Source organism: Actinoallomurus vinaceus, assembly GCF_039542055.1.
Taxonomy (GTDB): Bacteria; Actinomycetota; Actinomycetes; order Streptosporangiales; family Streptosporangiaceae; genus Actinoallomurus; species Actinoallomurus vinaceus.
In genome coordinates, this window is sequence record NZ_BAABHK010000016.1 from 234554 (window position 1) to 249234 (window position 14681).

Below are 14681 nucleotides of genomic sequence, written 5' to 3' on the forward strand. Positions count from 1 at the left end.
CGGTGATCAACGATCAGTGCCTCGCCCGGTTCCCAGGACCGTGGCGCCGCTCGACGGTCCGGTCACGCGCGTGGCGGCTCCGGTCGCGGCCCGGACCAGCCCGGCGAGGGCCCGGGACCGGCTGTGCGGCGGCCACGCGATCACCGTCGTCACCGTCGGTGCGTCCAGCACCGGCACGGTGGCGAGGTCGCCGCGCAGATGGGCCCGGCACGACTCCGGCAGGACCGCCGAAGCCCGGCCGAGCGCGATCAGCTGGAGAAGCTGCGCCTGGTCCCGAACCTGCGGACCGGGGCCGTCCGGGTACGTGCCGTCGGGGCCGGGCCAGCGCGGCATCGGCAGGCCGGGCAGCGCTGTGACGTCGGCCATCCGCAGGTGGGCCCGGCTGGTGAGGGGGTGCCCGGCGGGCAGGATGACGACCTGCTCCTCCGTGCACAGCTCCTCGGTGTCGAACCCGGTCGTCGAGTCGAACGGCCGGTGCAGCAGCGCCACGTCGGCCCGCCCGTCGCGCAACAGCCGTTCCTGCTCGCCCGGCCCGCACAGGAGCACGTCGACGGCGACCGCGCCGGGTTCGGCGGCGTACGCGTCGAGCAGCTTCGGCAGCAGGTCGCCGGACGCTCCGGCCTTCGTGACGAGGACCAGGCCGGGGTGGCCGGTCGTGGCGAGGGCGGCGCGGCGGGTACGGCGGTCGGCGGCGTCGACCGCGTCGAGGGCCGCCTGGCCCTCGCGCAGCAGCACCGACCCGGCCTCGGTCAGCGTGACGGCGCGGCTGTTGCGGTCCAGTAGCGCCACCCCGAGCCGCCGTTCGAGCTGCTGGATCGCCCGCGACAGCGGCGGCTGTGCGATCCCGAGTCGCTCCGCGGCCCGGCCGAAGTGCAGCTCCTCGGCGACGGCGATGAAGTACCGCAGCTCCCGCGTCTCCATGCCGCCACGGTACCTGCGGGACGGACCCCGTGCGGCGCCGCCGAAAGCCGATGGCCGAGGGGGCGGGGAAGTCGGCGACCTGGGCCGATACCGGGGCGGTATCGCTGCCCACCCAGACGGTGTTGGAGCCTCCGCCGGGGCGCGGACAGGATCAAATGCATGAGCGAACAGACGATCGCGCTGGTCACCGGCGCGAACAAGGGGATCGGATACGAGATCGCGGCCGGACTGGGCGCCCTCGGCTGGAGCGTCGGCGTCGGCGCCCGCGACGAGGAGCGCCGGGAGGCCGCCGTGGAGAAGCTGCGCGCGGCCGGCGTCGATGCGTTCGGCGTGCCGCTCGACGTGACCGACGACGCGAGCGTGGCCGCGGCGGCCGGGCTGCTCGAGGAACGCGCCGGCCGCCTCGACGTGCTCGTCAACAACGCCGGCGTGACCGGCGGCCTGCCGCAGGAGCCCACCCGGGTCGACCCCGCGGACGTGCGGACGGCCGTGGAGACCAACGTGATCGGCGTCATCCGCGTCACCAACGCGATGCTGCCGCTGCTGCGCCGCTCGGCGTCGCCGCGGATCGTGAACATGTCCAGCACCGTCGGCTCCCTCACCCGGCAGACCACTCCCGGTGCCGAGACGGGCCCGATCTCCGCCGCGTACTCACCGTCGAAGACGTTCCTCAACGCCGTCACCGTCCAGTACGCCAAGGAGCTGCACGACACGAACATCCTGATCAACGCCGCCTGCCCCGGCTACTGCGCGACCGACCTCAACGGCCACCGCGGCGTCCGCACCCCCGAACAGGGCGCGGCGATCGCGATCCGGCTCGCGACCCTGCCCGACGACGGCCCGACCGGCGGATTCTTCGAGGACGCCGGGGTGGTGCCCTGGTAGTGGGAGGGCGCCGGGGTGATGGCCCTGGTCACACACTCGGCGGTCACGACCGCCGTGGGGGACCAGCGGGGATCGTGGCCCCATCCGGTCGTCGAACGGTTATCGCGGCGACGATCATCGCGGCGGATACTGGCGGTCATGAGCGACCGTCCGCGCGAGTCGAGCGCGACCTACGCCCTGCTGCACACGGGGTACGTCGGCGGCACCGTGGCCAGCACCGTCGGCTTCGTCCGGGACGGGGACCGGTTGATGGTGACCGACCCCGGGATGGTCCGTGACCGGGGCCTGATCCTCGACCCGCTGCGGGCCCTGGGCGTGGAGCCGGGCGACGTGACCGACGTGGTGTTCAGCCATCACCACCCGGACCACACCCTCAACGCCGCGCTGTTCCCGGCCGCCCGGTTCCACGATCACTGGGCGATCTACCAGGGTGACGTCTGGGAGGACCGGGACGCCGAGGGCCACGAGCTGAGCCCGTCCGTCCGTCTCATCCGCACCCCCGGCCACACCCCGGAGGACATCACCACCCTCGTCGGCACGGCGGAGGGGGTCGTCGCGTTCACACACCTGTGGAACACCCCGACGTCGGCCGGGGACAAGTACGCCACCGACCTCGACGCCCTGCACGCGGGCCGGGCCCGGGTCCTCGCCCTGGCCGACGTCGTCGTCCCGGGCCACGGCCCGGCCTTCCACCCGACGGCGGCCACGCCCCGCTGACCAACGCCGGACGCCAGGGGGCTGTTTTCACAAGCGCCGCGCAGCGGGACCGCGGGCTCATGGTCTCCGCAGGTCGATCAGCATCGCGCTGATTGCGCCGGACGCGGTCCGGGTCGCGACGCCCTGCGGGAACGGCCCTAAGACCGCCGGCCTTGGCGGGGGCGTTTCGGGGTGGTGGGGAGCCAGATCTGGATCTGCGCCCCGCCGAGTGCCGAGCGGTCGATCCGCACGTCCCCGCCGATCGCCTCGGCCATGCGGCGGGCGATGTCGAGGCCCAGGCCGGTGGACCCGCCGCCGCTGGAGCCTCGGAGCAGCGCCGCGTCCGGGTCGGTGATCCCCGGGCCCGCGTCGGCGACGAGGATGCCGACCAGTCCGGCGCCGGCGTGCAGTGTCACCGCGAACGCCGTGCCCTCCGGGGTGTGCCGGAACACGTTGCCCAGGAGCGAGTCCAGCACGGCGCTCAGCTCGGCGCGTGGTACCGGGACGGCGACGGGATGCTCCGCGCCGATCAGCTCGCAGTCGCGCTCCTGGTCCTCGGCCAGCGCGGACCAGAAGGCCATCCGTTCGCGGAGCACCTCGGCGGCGTCGCAGCGGGCCGTCTCCTTCGGCTTGCGCGCCGACCGGATGATCTTGTCGACCTCCTCCTCAAGGCGCGCGACGGCGAGCCGCGTCTGCTCGGCCGCTGGTTCCGAGCCGAGCGCCGCCGCGTTGAGCCGCATCGCGGTGAGGGGGGTCCGCAGGCGGTGGGAGAGGTCGGCGATCAGTTCGCGTTCCGCCGCGAGGAGCTGTTCGACCCGGTCGGCCATCGTGTTGAACGCGCGGCCGGCCTCGCGCAGCTCCGGTGGTCCCTGTGGGTCGATGCGGGTGCGCAGGTCGCCGCCGCCGAGCGCGGTCGCGGCCCGGGCCAGAGTCCGCGCGGAGCCGACCACGCGGGAGCCGAGACGGTCCGCGACGACGACGGATCCGGCGACGAGCACGGCCGCCACCACGGTGAGCGTGATCCAGGCGGGCCGCACTCCCCTCGCCAGGTCCTGGCGGGGCAGGTACACCTCGACGATCGCCGTACGGTCCTGGTCCAGCGCGACCGGCTGTAGCAGCACGTAGCCGCCGGGCGCGGGCGCGGAGAAGGCCCGGCCGCGCGCGGTCGCGGTCGCCAGGTCGCCCTGCCGCGCATGCGACGTCCCGACCGTGCCCTCGCCCCCACGCGCTCCCGCGGTCGACGCACTCGCCACTCCCGCGGTCGACGCGCCCCCCGTTCCCGTGCGGGGTGAGTCCCCCGTTCCCGTATGGGGTGTGGCCCCTGTTCCCGTGTGGGGCGCGGCGCCCGCTCTCGTTCGGGGCGCGGCCCCGGATCCCGTGCGGGGCGGGTCGCCTGGCGCGTTCGCCGCCGGGGCCCCGGCGGGGACGTGGATCGCCATCCGGCCGGCCGCGCCGGCCTGGGTGCTGGCGACGGCGCGTTCGAGCGCGGTCCGGTCGGTCGTGATGGCCAGCGCCGGGGCGAGCGATCCCGCCTGACGTTCGGCGTCGGCTAGTGCGCGGTCCCGGGCGATCTCCTTGACCATGAGCGCGAGCGGGATGAGGAACGCCAGCGCGACCATCGACGTGACGGCCGCCGACACGAGCGCGAGGGAGCGTCTCACGGCGGCGCCATCAGCTTGACGCCCACGCCGCGGATCGTGTGCAGGTAGCGCGGGCGGGACGCCTTCTCACCGAGCTTGCGGCGCAGCCAGGACAGGTGCACGTCGATCGTCTGGTCGTCGCCGTACGGCTGCTGCCAGACCTCGGCGAGCAGTTCCCGGCGGGAGACGACGTGGCCAGGGCGGGACGCGAGGTGGGCGAGCAGGTCGAACTCCCGGCGCGTCAGGTCGAGGAGCACACCATCGAGGTACGCCTCGCGCCGGTCCAGGTCGACGCGCAGGCCGCCGACCTCGCACAGCCGTCCCTGGGGCGCCGGTTTGGCGCGGCGGAGCACCGCGGCGAGGCGGGCGCTCAGGTGTTCGCCGGAGAACGGTTTGATCAGGTAGTCGTCGGCTCCGGCGTTCAGCAGCCGTACGATCTCGGTCTCCTCGTCGCGCGCCGTCGCCACGATGACCGGGACGTCGGACACGCCGCGCAGCATCTTCAGCGCCTCCGCGCCGTCGAGGTCGGGAAGTCCCAGGTCCAGGATCACGACGTCCGGCGCGGCACGGGTCACCTCGCGCAGGGCGTCCAGCGCGGTGCCCGCGCTGCGGACGGCGTGCGCCCGCTCGGTGAGCTCACGGATAAGTGCCGACCGTACGAACTGGTCGTCCTCCACCACGAGCACATTGGCCATGCCCGGCACCCTAGAGCCTGACACGGCAGAAGCGCCGAAATAGCAACAAACTACGGCGATTGCGGCACCATGGGGCGGTGCGACGGGCGATGACGTACGTGGCCGCCTGGGGTGGTGCGACCTCACTGGCGGTGCTGCTGGTCTGGTTCGGCGCGCGCCCGGTCCTGCACAACGCGGTGTTCGGGCCGCCGCCGGCCCGCTCGGTCGTCGACCGCGTGCCGGTGTCGTCGGCCACCTCGACCGCTCCGCCCTCTCCGGCGGAGCCGAGCCCCACCGCACGGGCGACGCCGAAGCGGACCGCACATCCCACGCCGTCGCGGTCGAGTACGAAACCCGCCTCGTCGCCGCACGCCGACACGCGCAGCTACACGCTCTCCGGCGGCCAGGTCGTGCTGTCGATGGGCGCGACGTCGGCGCGGCTGGTCTCCGCCACGCCGGCCGCCGGGTGGGAGGTACGGACCTGGCACGCGCCCGGGTGGCTGCGCGTGGACTTCACGCAGGGCGAGCGAACCTCCTCGCTGTTCGCAACGTGGAATGGCCATCCGCCCGCCGTTCAGGTGGAGAATCAGTAGGAGACCCGGGCCTGGGAAAGAATTTTGATACGCGTGAGTAACGTCACCCGAATCCGATTCTGGTCTCTCCTGTAGCCTCCTGCTATGGACGTAAACGGAGTTGCCGCCATCGTCACGGGCGGCGCGAGCGGACTCGGTGAGGCGACCGCGCGGGACCTGGCCGCGCACGGTGCCAAGGTGGTCGTGGCCGACCTCAACGAGGAGAAGGGCAAGGCCATCGCCGACGAGATCGGCGGTGTCTTCGTCAAGGTCGACGTCTCCGACGAGCAGCAGGTGCAGGCCGCCGTCGACGCGGCCGTCGCCACCGGCGCGCCGCTGCGCGTCGTGGTGAACAGCGCCGGCATCGGCTGGGCCACGCGGACCGTGAACCGGGACGGCTCCCCGCACGACCTCGCCTCGTACAAGAAGGTCATCGAGGTCAACCTGATCGGCACGTTCAACGGCCTGCGGCTCGGTGCGGCCGCGATCGCCAAGACCGAGCCGGTGGACGAGTTCGGCAGCCGCGGCGTCGTCATCAACACCGCGTCGGTCGCCGCCCTGGAAGGGCAGACCGGCCAGATCGCCTACTCCTCGTCCAAGGGCGGCATCGTCGGCATGACCGTGCCCGCAGCCCGCGACCTGGCCGCGATCGGCGTCCGCGTCAACACCGTCTGCCCGGGCATCATCGACACGCCGATCTACGGCCAGGGTGAGCAGGCCGAGGAGTTCAAGAAGAAGCTCGTCGCGCCGGTCGTCTTCCCCAAGCGCATGGGCCGGCCGTCGGAGTTCGCCCACCTCGTCCGCTCCCTGGTCGAGAACGACTACATGAACGCCGAAGTCATCCGCTTCGACGGCGGTATCCGCTTCCAGCCCAAGTGAGGTCCTGACGATGTCGGATGCGGTCCTGACCGAGGTGGACGGCGGCGTCGCCGTCATCACGATCAACCGGCCCGAGGCGAGGAACGCCGTCAACGGCGCGGTCGCCCAGGGCATCGCGAGTGCCATCGACGAGTTCGACGCCCGCAAGGACGTCTCCGCGTACGTCCTCACCGGCGCCGGCGGCACCTTCAGCGCCGGCATGGACCTCAAGGGGTTCCTCACCGGTGACGATCCGACCAAGGGCGGCCGTGGCTTCGGTGGCATCACCGAGCGGCCCCCGGCCAAGCCGATCATCGCCGCCGTCGAGGGGTACGCCCTGGCGGGCGGCTTCGAGCTCGCGCTGTCCTGCGACATGGTCGTCGCGTCCTCGGAGTCGAAGTTCGGGCTGCCGGAGGTCAAGCGCGGTCTGGTCGCCGGCGCGGGCGGCCTGCTGCGGCTGCCGCAGCGGATCCCGTATCACGTCGCATTGGAGATCGCGCTGACCGGCGACCACTACCCGGCCGCGCGGCTGGCGGAGCTCGGCCTGGTCAACCGGGTCACCGAGCCCGGACAGGCCCTCCAGGCCGCCAAGGAACTGGCCGCCAAGGTCGCGGCGAACGCCCCCCTGGCGCTGGCCGCCACCAAGCGCGTCATCGTCGAGTCCCGCGACTGGCCGAGCGACGAGCAGTTCGCCCGGCAGGGCGAGATCATCGTTCCCGTGTTCGCGTCCAAGGATGCGATGGAGGGTGCCGCGGCCTTCGCCGAGAAGCGCGCGCCCAACTGGTCCGGCGAGTGACCGTCGCGTCGGGGGCGGGGCGGGCCGGCCTCGCCCCCGACGCGTCTCAGGCGGTGGAGGCCGCCGCGGGCCGGTTCGACGCCCTGGCGAGCCTGCGGCGCAGCTCGTACAGGTAATAGTCGCGGGGCAGCGTGCGGATCGGCAGCGGCAGCCGCGGGTAGACGAGCCGCAGCGACCGGACGAGCAGGTCGAAACGGGCACGCCGGGCGCGATCCCAGCGCCAGCCGTACTGCCGCCGGATCGGATCCGGCATGAGCCCCACCGTGAGCAGCCGGATGGCCGCGAGGGCGGGCTCGTTCAGCCGGCCGCCCGGCAGTCGGGGATGCAGCACCTGGTGCGCGATCGCCCGCGACGCGTCATTGATCCGCAGCGACGCGAGCGTCCGCGCGTAGTAGTCCCGGAAGTCCTCGTACGACGCCGGCATCATCTCGTACGGGCAGCCGAGGATGGTCGCGAAGACCTTGTTCTGCTCGTAGAAGGTCTCGAGCTCCTCGCGCGTGAGCTCCCGGAAGATCAGCCGGTACGCGTGGACGGAGGTGGCGAAGAGCGTGGCGGCGACCCAGACCTGCAGCTCCGGGTCGTCGGCCCGATAGTCCTCACCGGTCACGCCGTCGTGCATCCGGCGGACGACCGAGCTCAGCCGCTCCGCCTCCTCCCTCGTGCCGAACTCCACGGCGTACACCCACTGCATCGTGCCGCGCAGCCGGCCCAGCGGGTCCTGAGCGGTGTAGCTGTGGTCGTACACGCCTTGCGCGATCTTCGGGTGGGCGGTCTGCAGGAGTGACGCGGCGCCCCCGGCCGCGATCAACACCCCCTCCCGGCCGACCGCGCGGATCAGGTCCCCGTCGTCGAAGTGCCCATCGCCCATGCCGCCATTGTAAGTAACCACTTGCGTCGCGACGAGACCTCGGATGCACTCACCAAGCGGCGGCCGACTCCACGTCGGCGTCCTTGCGATCGCCCAGCAAGGTGACCGTTCCGTTCGCCAACCGGCTGACCGGATACCCGCCGCCCTCGAACAGCAGGTTGGTCCCCGTCGGGTCGAAAGCGAGCGCCCCGAACTCCGCCGCGCCGCCCGGCCTGGCCGACAGCAGGACGCGCGGGCGAGGGCCGGGAGTCACCGGGTATCGGACGATCTGGACGCCGCCCTTCTCGGACTGGCCGATCGCGGCGATGGAGCGTCCGTCGGGACTGAAGGCGAGCGGTCCGCTTACGGCCCCGAACGTCGCGGTGCGGACCATGATCCGGCTCGCCAGCAGGTCGGTGTTCTTCGACGTCACGTCCAGCGCGCGGATCTGCGAAACGTGGTCACGTCCGAGCGTCTGCCAGTCGAACGCGACGGTGCGGCCGGTCGGATCCATGGCCACGGACTGCACCAGCCCCTGCGCGCTGGAGCGCCACGTCGCAGTCGTCCCGGTGGTCAGGTCGGCGACCTCAACCGCTCCGCGCATGGTGTCGGGCTTCGGCGTCCCGTTCGTGACCCCCAGCTGGAGCACCAGAGCCAGTTTCGTGCCGTCCCCGGAGGCCGCGAACGCGACCACGGAGCCGGACTCCACCTTCACCGGAACGGGCGTGGTCTCGGCGACCTTCCCCTTGTCGGTGATCCGGATCCGGTAGAACCGGTGCGCTCCCTGATCGGTCATGGCGAAGAACGTGCGGCCGTCACCCGTCCCGGCCAGCCGCGTGACACCCCCGATCGACGTCCGGGCGACCTTTCGCCGGGTCGCCGTCTCGTACACGGCGATCCGGTCCGGGACGACGGCGGCGAGGTAGTAGCGCGGTGGGATGGCGGCCTGCCCCAGCGGCGGTACCGCCGTCACCTGAGGCGTCCGATGGCGTGGGGTCGCGTCCGGCAGCGCGACGGCCACCCCGGCGGTCGCTGCGGCGACCGCACCGGCCGCGATCAGCGGCACGAGCCGACGGGACAGGGCGAGACGACGGGCGGGCAGCCGCAGGTCCGGGACGGCCTCGGCCGGGAACGTCTCCGCCACGGCGCCGAGCGAGTCCTTCAGGCGTTCCTCGATCGCGTTCATCGCTCCCCCCCCTCGAGAATGCGGCCCAGGGCGCTGATCGCCCGGGACGTCGTGGACTTGACCGTTCCGCGGCTGACCCGCATGGTGCGCGCGATCTCCTCTTCGGTGAGCTCGCAGAAGTAACGCAGGACCAGGGCCTCCCGCTGGCGGGCCGGAAGACTCTGGAGAGCCCGTATCACCTCGCGCCTCTCCTCTCCGACGAGCGCGGCGGCCTCCGCCGACCAGACCGGCGGCTCGTGCCGCCCGCGCGGCGTCAGCCGGCGGCGTCGCAGCACCGACCGGCAGTTGTTGAGGACCGTGGACCTGACGTACGCCAGCGCGTTCTCCCGGTCACGGAGATGCCCCCAGCGCCGGTGCAGACCGAGGAAGGCGTCCTGTACGACGTCCTCCGCGGTCGGCCGATCGCCCACCATGATCAGCGCGAGCCGCATCAGGCCCAGGGCATGACCGCGATACAGGGCCGTGACGGCGGTATCCGCGTCCGCCACGTCCCTCGCGCGGGGTGCCGCGTGAGTCACCGCTTCTGCTTTCATGTCCCAGAGACGCCGTGGTGGCCGCCAGGTTGCCTGTGCCCGCCGAGAAACCCGCACCGCTTCGGATCCGCGGTGGGCCCCGAGTGATGAACGACCGTCAGTGCTCGACGGTGACGACGATCTTGCCGAGCCCGCCGTTCGCCTCCATGTGCCGGTGCGCATCGGCGATGTCGGCCAGGTCGAAGGTGGCGTCGATCACCGGGGCCAGGGCGCCCGAACGCAGCCCGGCGTTGACGAACGCCTCGCCGCGGTACAGGGCCGCAGGGTCGTCGGTGACGACGTTGAGGCCGAAGCCGAAGACGTTGAGCGGCCAGTTCATCGGCAACGGCGCGGGCCGCGGATCGAGCCATCCGTAGACGATCAGCGTCCCGCCCCGCGCCACGGTCCGGGCAAGGTCGGCCAGGCCCGGCCCGCCGATGGAGTCGAAGACCAGCCGGGCACCACGCTCCGACGTGAGGTGGTGCACGCGCTTGACCAGGTCGCCTTCGTCCATGGGCAGCACGTGTGCGGCTCCGGCCCGCAGCAGCCGGTCCGCCTTGGCGGCGGTGCGGGTCACGGCGATGGGAACGGCGCCGAGGTGGTTCGCGATCTGGATGGCCGCCACACCGACACTGCTGGAGGCGGCGGTGATGACCACCTCGTCGCCCGGTCTCATCCCGCCGACCTCCACGAGGGCGCCGTAGGCGGTGAGGTAGGACAGCCACACGGCGGCTCCCGTGACCGCGTCCACCGAGTCCGGCCGTCGCAGCAGGTTGCGGGCGGCGACGTTCACCCGATCCCCATAGACGCCGTGGGTGGACATGTGGATACCGGTGGCCAGGACGCTGACCCGGTCGCCGGGTGCGAAGCCGTCGACGCCCGCGCCGACGGCCTCGACGACGCCGGCGGCCTCGCTGCCGATCCGGGAGGCGGGCAGCGTCGGCCGGTAGTAGTACCCGCCGGAGCGGAACAACGCCTCGGCCCGGTTCAGCCCGATCGCCTCGATCCGGACGCGCACTTCCCCGTCGCCGGGCTCCTCGAGCCGTACGTCCTCCAGGCGCAGCACCTCGGGTCCGCCCAGTTCGTCGAACAGCACCGCCGTGGCCATCATCGACTCCTTCATTGTACGGCGCTCAATTTCCGTGCACCGTTCAGTTTTCATGCGCCGTACTGTACTGGAGCGCTGTAAGGTGTCAAGGGTGGAGGAGCGGACACCCGGCAGGCGGGCGCGGCTGAGAGCGCAGACCACCGCGGAGATCAAGACGATCGCGCTCAAGCTCATGGCCGATGGTGGAGCGGACGCGATCTCGCTGCGGGCCATCGCCCGCGAGATGGGGATGAGCGGAAGCGCCATCTACAGCTACTTCGAGACCCGTGACGCGCTCATCACCACGTTGATCGATGATGTCTACACGTCATTGGTGGACCGGGTGGAGGCCGCGCGTGACGCCTGTCCACCGGACGACGTCGCCGGCCGGATCCTCGCCTGGGGCCGGGCCCTTCGCGAGTGGGCCCTCGCTAACCCGGAGGGCTTCCGGCTGATCTACGGCGACCCCGTGGCCGGATACCGGGCGCCCGACGCCGGGCCCGCCCCCGAAGCCGCCGAGCGCGCCTGCCTGGCCCTGACCGGCCTCATCGCCGCGGCCTGGCCGCACGCCGAAAGACTCCAGTCCGGCGGAGACCATCGGTGGTCCGACTTCGCCCCCGCCCTGGTGGACACGGTTCGCGATGCGTTCCCCGACCTGCCGCCCGCGGCCCTCGCCTTGGCCCTCCGGGTTTGGGGGCGTATGCACGGCCTGCTCGCCCTGGAGATGTACGGGCACCTCGGCCCGCAGACCCACGAGCCTGCAAAGCTCTACGACGCCGAACTGTTCGACCTGATCAGGTCGCTCGGTCTCGAACCACACTGAGGCCGACCGCGCGGCCGGCACCACACGCGACGCCGTCCTCCGCGTGGGGCGGTCGGGACCACGGCGTGACGCCGCTGCCCGCACACGGCGGGCCGTCCGTACGCGGCGGGCCGTCCGTACGCGGCGGGCCGTCCGTACGCGGCGGGCCGTCCGTACGCGGCGGGCCGTCCGTACGCGGCGGGCCGTCCGTACGCGGCGGGCCGTCCGTACGCGGCGGGCCGTCCGCACTCGGCGGGCCGTCCGTACGCGGTGGGCGCTGCCGTTCGCACACGGTGGGCAACGGCACCCGTACGCGGTGGGCGCCGCTGTCCGTACGCGGTCGGCGCCGTCGTTCGCGTGTGGCGGACGACGGCGCCGATTTCTCGTTGCGCGCCGAACTCGGCGTCTCACCGGCCGAGGGACGCCCAGAAGCCGCACCGGTGCTCACGGCCGAGGTCGACCGGCCGGATGCCGCCGGAGCCGGGGGCGAGCGACAGGACGCGCTCGGTGCCCGGGCCGGAACGCGCCCAGGTCGGCGCTCCGCCGCCGTTCGGGTCGCCGGTGTGGGCGAACCGCGTCCAGTATCCGATCATCTGGTCGGACAACCGGCGCTGCTCGGCCGTGAGCGCCCCGCGGAACTGCGCGTCGTCGAACAGATACTGCACGTCCGAGGCGTGGAACGCGCCCGTGGCGAACTGCGGCGCGGGCGTGTCGGTGGCCCACGGCGCGTTCTCGTCGGCGAACTCGAACGCGTAGGTCGGCACGCGCGCGCTCAGTGCCCGCTCGGCCTGGCGCGCCGTGCACGCCCAGCTGTAGTCCGTCCAGACGGTGGCCAGCGTCGTGCTCGCCGAGCCGTACTTCACGACCGGGTAGGCGGCCAGGACCTTCGCCGTCTTCTCCTTGCCGAAGAAGCCCTCGATCTCGCTCCGATAGTCCGCCTCGGTGGTCGCGTGACCGGTGAAGTACTCGAGCGCGGCGACGAATGTCCGGTGCTCGTCGCGCGTGGTGCCGTGGATGACGGGCACCTTCGCGAACCGTCCCGTCGCCAGCGCCGTCGCCGGGTCGGTCGGCAGCACACCGCCGCCGGACACGGGCCCGAACCCCTGGCCGCCGTCCGAGGCGTCCAGCAGAGCCGAGACCGGCTTGCCGCGCAGGCAGGTCGCGACGTCCGCCGCGCCGGCGCAGCCGAGCTTCGCCGCGACCGACGCGCCCTGCCGTTCGGCGTCCGCCCGCGGCCGTACCACCCAGTTCCCGTCCTTGTACGGCCACTGGGTCGTGAGGGAGCAGGGGCCGCTCTGCGCGATGGCGCGCTGGAACAGCCCGGCCGATGCGGGGGCGGCCAGGTGCGAGCAGACGCTCATGCCTCCGGCCGACTCGCCGAACAGCGTCACCTTGCCCGGATCCCCGCCGAACGCCGCGGCGTTCCGCCGGACCCAGCGCAGCGCCGCCTGCTGGTCCTCCAGCCCGAAGTCGCCCGACGACCGCCCGCCCCGGTCCAGCGACGGGTGGGCGAGGAACCCGAAGACGCCCAGCCGGTAGTTCAGGGTGACGACGACCACGTCTCCCTTGGTCGCCAGGCGCTCGGCCCCGTACAGGTCTCCGGAGCCGGAGTAGAAGCCGCCCCCGTGGATCCAGACCATCACCGGCAGCCGCCGCCCGGTGGTCCGCCGGGGCGTGGTGACGTTGAGGTACAGGCAGTCCTCCGCCTCGCTCGGCGCGTCACCGAGGAAGCCCGCCGTCTGTGCGCAGGCGCTGCCGGGTCTCGTCGCGTCCCGCGTCCGCGTCCACGGGGTGACGGGTCGCGGCGAGGTCCAGCGCAGGGGCCCCACGGGCGGCGCGGCGTACGGGATGCCCTCGAACGACCGGTGGTCGGCCGCGACGACGCCCCGTACGGGCCCCGCCGCGGTCCGCACCACCGCGGCGTCACCGTTCCCGGCGGCCATCGCCGGCACGGCCGTCCCGGCGAGCGCGACGAAGCCGAGCCCGGCCGCTCCCGCCATGGCGATCCTCCGCACCCTCGGCCTCGCGTCGTCTCGTTGTTCCGGCATGAACGCCACCTCCACAGTTCGCGATCGACGTTCACGACTGTGCGGCAGGGCGCCCGCGGAGTCAGTGGGCCTCGGCCCCGCTTCGCGGACGCCCTGCCGTCACCGTGGTGGTGCGCCCACCACCACCCTGGGCGCTTCAGGCGACCTTGGGCGTGGCACGCATCCCGACGTACACGCACCGGGTGCCGTCGACGAGGGTGGAGAACGCGACGGGCATGTGGTCCTCGCTGAACGACGGGCCGGCGCCGGAGGCCGGCGAACACCGTCTCCGAGACGGGGATCAGGCCGGCCTCCAGCGGAGGTGACAGGTCCTTCATGCCGTGCGCCGATGGAGGGCGGCGGGCGCCGGCCGGCGGCGCATTCGCCGTGGCAGCCGGAGGTCCCCCTCATGCTGTGCGTGCCGGGACGTTCCGCTCACGGACGACGCGAAGGTCGCCCAGGTCCGGGACCTCACGGCGGCCGGCGACCTCGACGTGGGAGCGCTCGCCACGGACGACTGCCGGGCGACGTACGAGGAGCTGAAAGGCGTGGAGTTCACCGAGGAGCCGACCGAACGCTGCTACGGGGTCGACGCCGCGTTCCGTGACCCCTTCGGCAACCTCTGGCACCTCAGCCAGCCGAAGCCGGTCACGGCGATGCCGGAGCCCGCCCCTAAATCAGGCGACATGAAGCACGCCCACTGGGGATAATCGGTCGTATGTCCGATCCCGTGCGTGTCCGCGGCTCAGTCGTCATCCCCGACGCCGAGCTGCGCTGGCGTTTCTCCCGTTCGTCGGGGCCGGGCGGGCAGCATGTCAACACCAGCGATACCGCCGCCGAGCTGTCCTTCGACGTGGCAGCCTCCGCCGCGCTCCCGAAGCCGTACAAGGATCGTGCGTTGCAGCGCCTCGCCGGACGCCTCGTCGACGGCGTCATCACGATCCGCGCCGAGGAGTACCGGTCACAGCTGCGCAACCGTGAAGCGGCCAAGGCGCGGCTGTCCGCCCTGCTCGCCGAGGCGACCGCCCCGCCGCCGAAGCCGCGCCGTCCCACCAAGCCCAGCCGCCGCGTCCACGAGCGCCGCCTGGAGAACAAGCGCCGCCGCGGCGAGGTGAAGCGCGGCCGCTCCGGCCGTTTCGAATCCTGAACGCCCCGCGCCACCCTCGGACCGCCGCCGA

At 72.8% G+C, this 14681-nt stretch carries 16 protein-coding genes; 8 read left to right on the top strand and 8 right to left on the bottom strand.

Annotation, left to right across the window (positions count from 1 at the left end):
• Nucleotides 1-6 precede the first annotated feature (6 nt).
• Nucleotides 7-921 carry a LysR family transcriptional regulator gene (locus ABEA24_RS41555; RefSeq protein WP_345439022.1) on the bottom strand — a complete coding sequence of 305 codons (915 nt, stop codon included), beginning with the start codon at nucleotides 919-921 and terminating at the stop codon, nucleotides 7-9.
• 159 nt (nucleotides 922-1080) lie between these two features.
• Here ABEA24_RS41555 and ABEA24_RS41560 point away from each other — a divergent pair, with 159 nt between their 5' ends.
• Both ABEA24_RS41560 and ABEA24_RS41565 read left to right on the top strand, forming a co-directional pair.
• Complete coding sequence (locus tag ABEA24_RS41560) at nucleotides 1081-1806, top strand: SDR family oxidoreductase (protein ID WP_345439024.1); 726 nt, start codon at nucleotides 1081-1083, stop codon at nucleotides 1804-1806.
• Between the two features lie 138 nt (nucleotides 1807-1944).
• On the top strand, nucleotides 1945-2523 hold the full coding sequence (locus tag ABEA24_RS41565) for an MBL fold metallo-hydrolase (protein WP_345439026.1): 579 nt from the start codon (nucleotides 1945-1947) through the stop codon (nucleotides 2521-2523).
• A 137-nt stretch (nucleotides 2524-2660) separates the two neighbouring features.
• Here the strand turns inward: ABEA24_RS41565 and ABEA24_RS41570 are convergent, their stop codons facing one another.
• Together ABEA24_RS41570 and ABEA24_RS41575 are read right to left on the bottom strand one after the other, a co-directional pair.
• A complete protein-coding gene (locus ABEA24_RS41570) occupies nucleotides 2661-4163 on the bottom strand; it encodes a sensor histidine kinase (protein WP_345439028.1) in 1503 nt (500 codons plus the stop codon).
• The gene (locus ABEA24_RS41575) at nucleotides 4160-4837 is read right to left on the bottom strand and encodes a response regulator transcription factor (protein ID WP_345439031.1); all 678 of its coding nucleotides are present in this window, start codon (nucleotides 4835-4837) and stop codon (nucleotides 4160-4162) included. Before ABEA24_RS41575 ends, ABEA24_RS41570 begins: the two co-directional genes overlap by 4 nt.
• Nucleotides 4838-4914: 77 nt before the next feature.
• Here ABEA24_RS41575 and ABEA24_RS41580 point away from each other — a divergent pair, with 77 nt between their 5' ends.
• The 3 genes from ABEA24_RS41580 to ABEA24_RS41590 all read left to right on the top strand — a co-directional run bounded on the left by ABEA24_RS41580 (nucleotide 4915) and on the right by ABEA24_RS41590 (nucleotide 7042).
• Nucleotides 4915-5409: a hypothetical protein gene (locus ABEA24_RS41580; protein ID WP_345439033.1), complete on the top strand. Its 495-nt coding sequence runs from the start codon at nucleotides 4915-4917 to the stop codon at nucleotides 5407-5409.
• An 84-nt stretch (nucleotides 5410-5493) separates the two neighbouring features.
• Entirely contained in the window at nucleotides 5494-6267 is a 774-nt protein-coding gene (locus ABEA24_RS41585) for an SDR family NAD(P)-dependent oxidoreductase (RefSeq protein WP_345439035.1), read from the top strand.
• Between the two features lie 10 nt (nucleotides 6268-6277).
• On the top strand, nucleotides 6278-7042 hold the full coding sequence (locus ABEA24_RS41590; protein ID WP_345439037.1) for a crotonase/enoyl-CoA hydratase family protein: 765 nt from the start codon (nucleotides 6278-6280) through the stop codon (nucleotides 7040-7042).
• A gap of 46 nt (nucleotides 7043-7088) precedes the next feature.
• Here the strand turns inward: ABEA24_RS41590 and ABEA24_RS41595 are convergent, their stop codons facing one another.
• From ABEA24_RS41595 to ABEA24_RS41610, 4 genes are all read right to left on the bottom strand, one after another.
• Entirely contained in the window at nucleotides 7089-7910 is an 822-nt protein-coding gene (locus ABEA24_RS41595) for an oxygenase MpaB family protein (protein ID WP_345439039.1), read from the bottom strand.
• Nucleotides 7911-7959: 49 nt separating this feature from the next.
• Nucleotides 7960-9075, bottom strand: a complete 1116-nt coding sequence (locus tag ABEA24_RS41600; protein ID WP_345439041.1) for a WD40 repeat domain-containing protein — start codon at nucleotides 9073-9075, stop codon at nucleotides 7960-7962.
• Nucleotides 9072-9563, bottom strand: coding sequence for a SigE family RNA polymerase sigma factor (locus tag ABEA24_RS41605; RefSeq protein ID WP_345439043.1), 492 nt, complete (start codon nucleotides 9561-9563; stop codon nucleotides 9072-9074). The genes ABEA24_RS41600 and ABEA24_RS41605 overlap by 4 nt, the downstream gene beginning before the upstream one ends.
• A gap of 142 nt (nucleotides 9564-9705) precedes the next feature.
• On the bottom strand, nucleotides 9706-10749 hold the full coding sequence (locus ABEA24_RS41610) for a zinc-dependent alcohol dehydrogenase family protein (protein ID WP_345439045.1): 1044 nt from the start codon (nucleotides 10747-10749) through the stop codon (nucleotides 9706-9708).
• A 37-nt stretch (nucleotides 10750-10786) separates the two neighbouring features.
• Between ABEA24_RS41610 and ABEA24_RS41615 the strand changes: the two genes are divergently transcribed.
• Entirely contained in the window at nucleotides 10787-11497 is a 711-nt protein-coding gene (locus tag ABEA24_RS41615) for a TetR/AcrR family transcriptional regulator (protein ID WP_345439047.1), read from the top strand.
• 386 nt (nucleotides 11498-11883) lie between these two features.
• On the opposite strand, the gene ABEA24_RS41620 is transcribed toward ABEA24_RS41615, so the two are convergent.
• A complete protein-coding gene (locus ABEA24_RS41620) occupies nucleotides 11884-13524 on the bottom strand; it encodes a carboxylesterase/lipase family protein (protein WP_345439049.1) in 1641 nt (546 codons plus the stop codon).
• 320 nt (nucleotides 13525-13844) lie between these two features.
• Between ABEA24_RS41620 and ABEA24_RS41625 the strand changes: the two genes are divergently transcribed.
• Nucleotides 13845-14213: a VOC family protein gene (locus ABEA24_RS41625; RefSeq protein ID WP_345439051.1), complete on the top strand. Its 369-nt coding sequence runs from the start codon at nucleotides 13845-13847 to the stop codon at nucleotides 14211-14213.
• Nucleotides 14214-14221: 8 nt separating this feature from the next.
• Nucleotides 14222-14650 (top strand): alternative ribosome rescue aminoacyl-tRNA hydrolase ArfB, encoded by a 429-nt coding sequence (gene arfB / locus ABEA24_RS41630; RefSeq protein ID WP_345439053.1) that lies wholly within the window; start codon nucleotides 14222-14224, stop codon nucleotides 14648-14650.
• Nucleotides 14651-14681 lie beyond the last annotated feature (31 nt).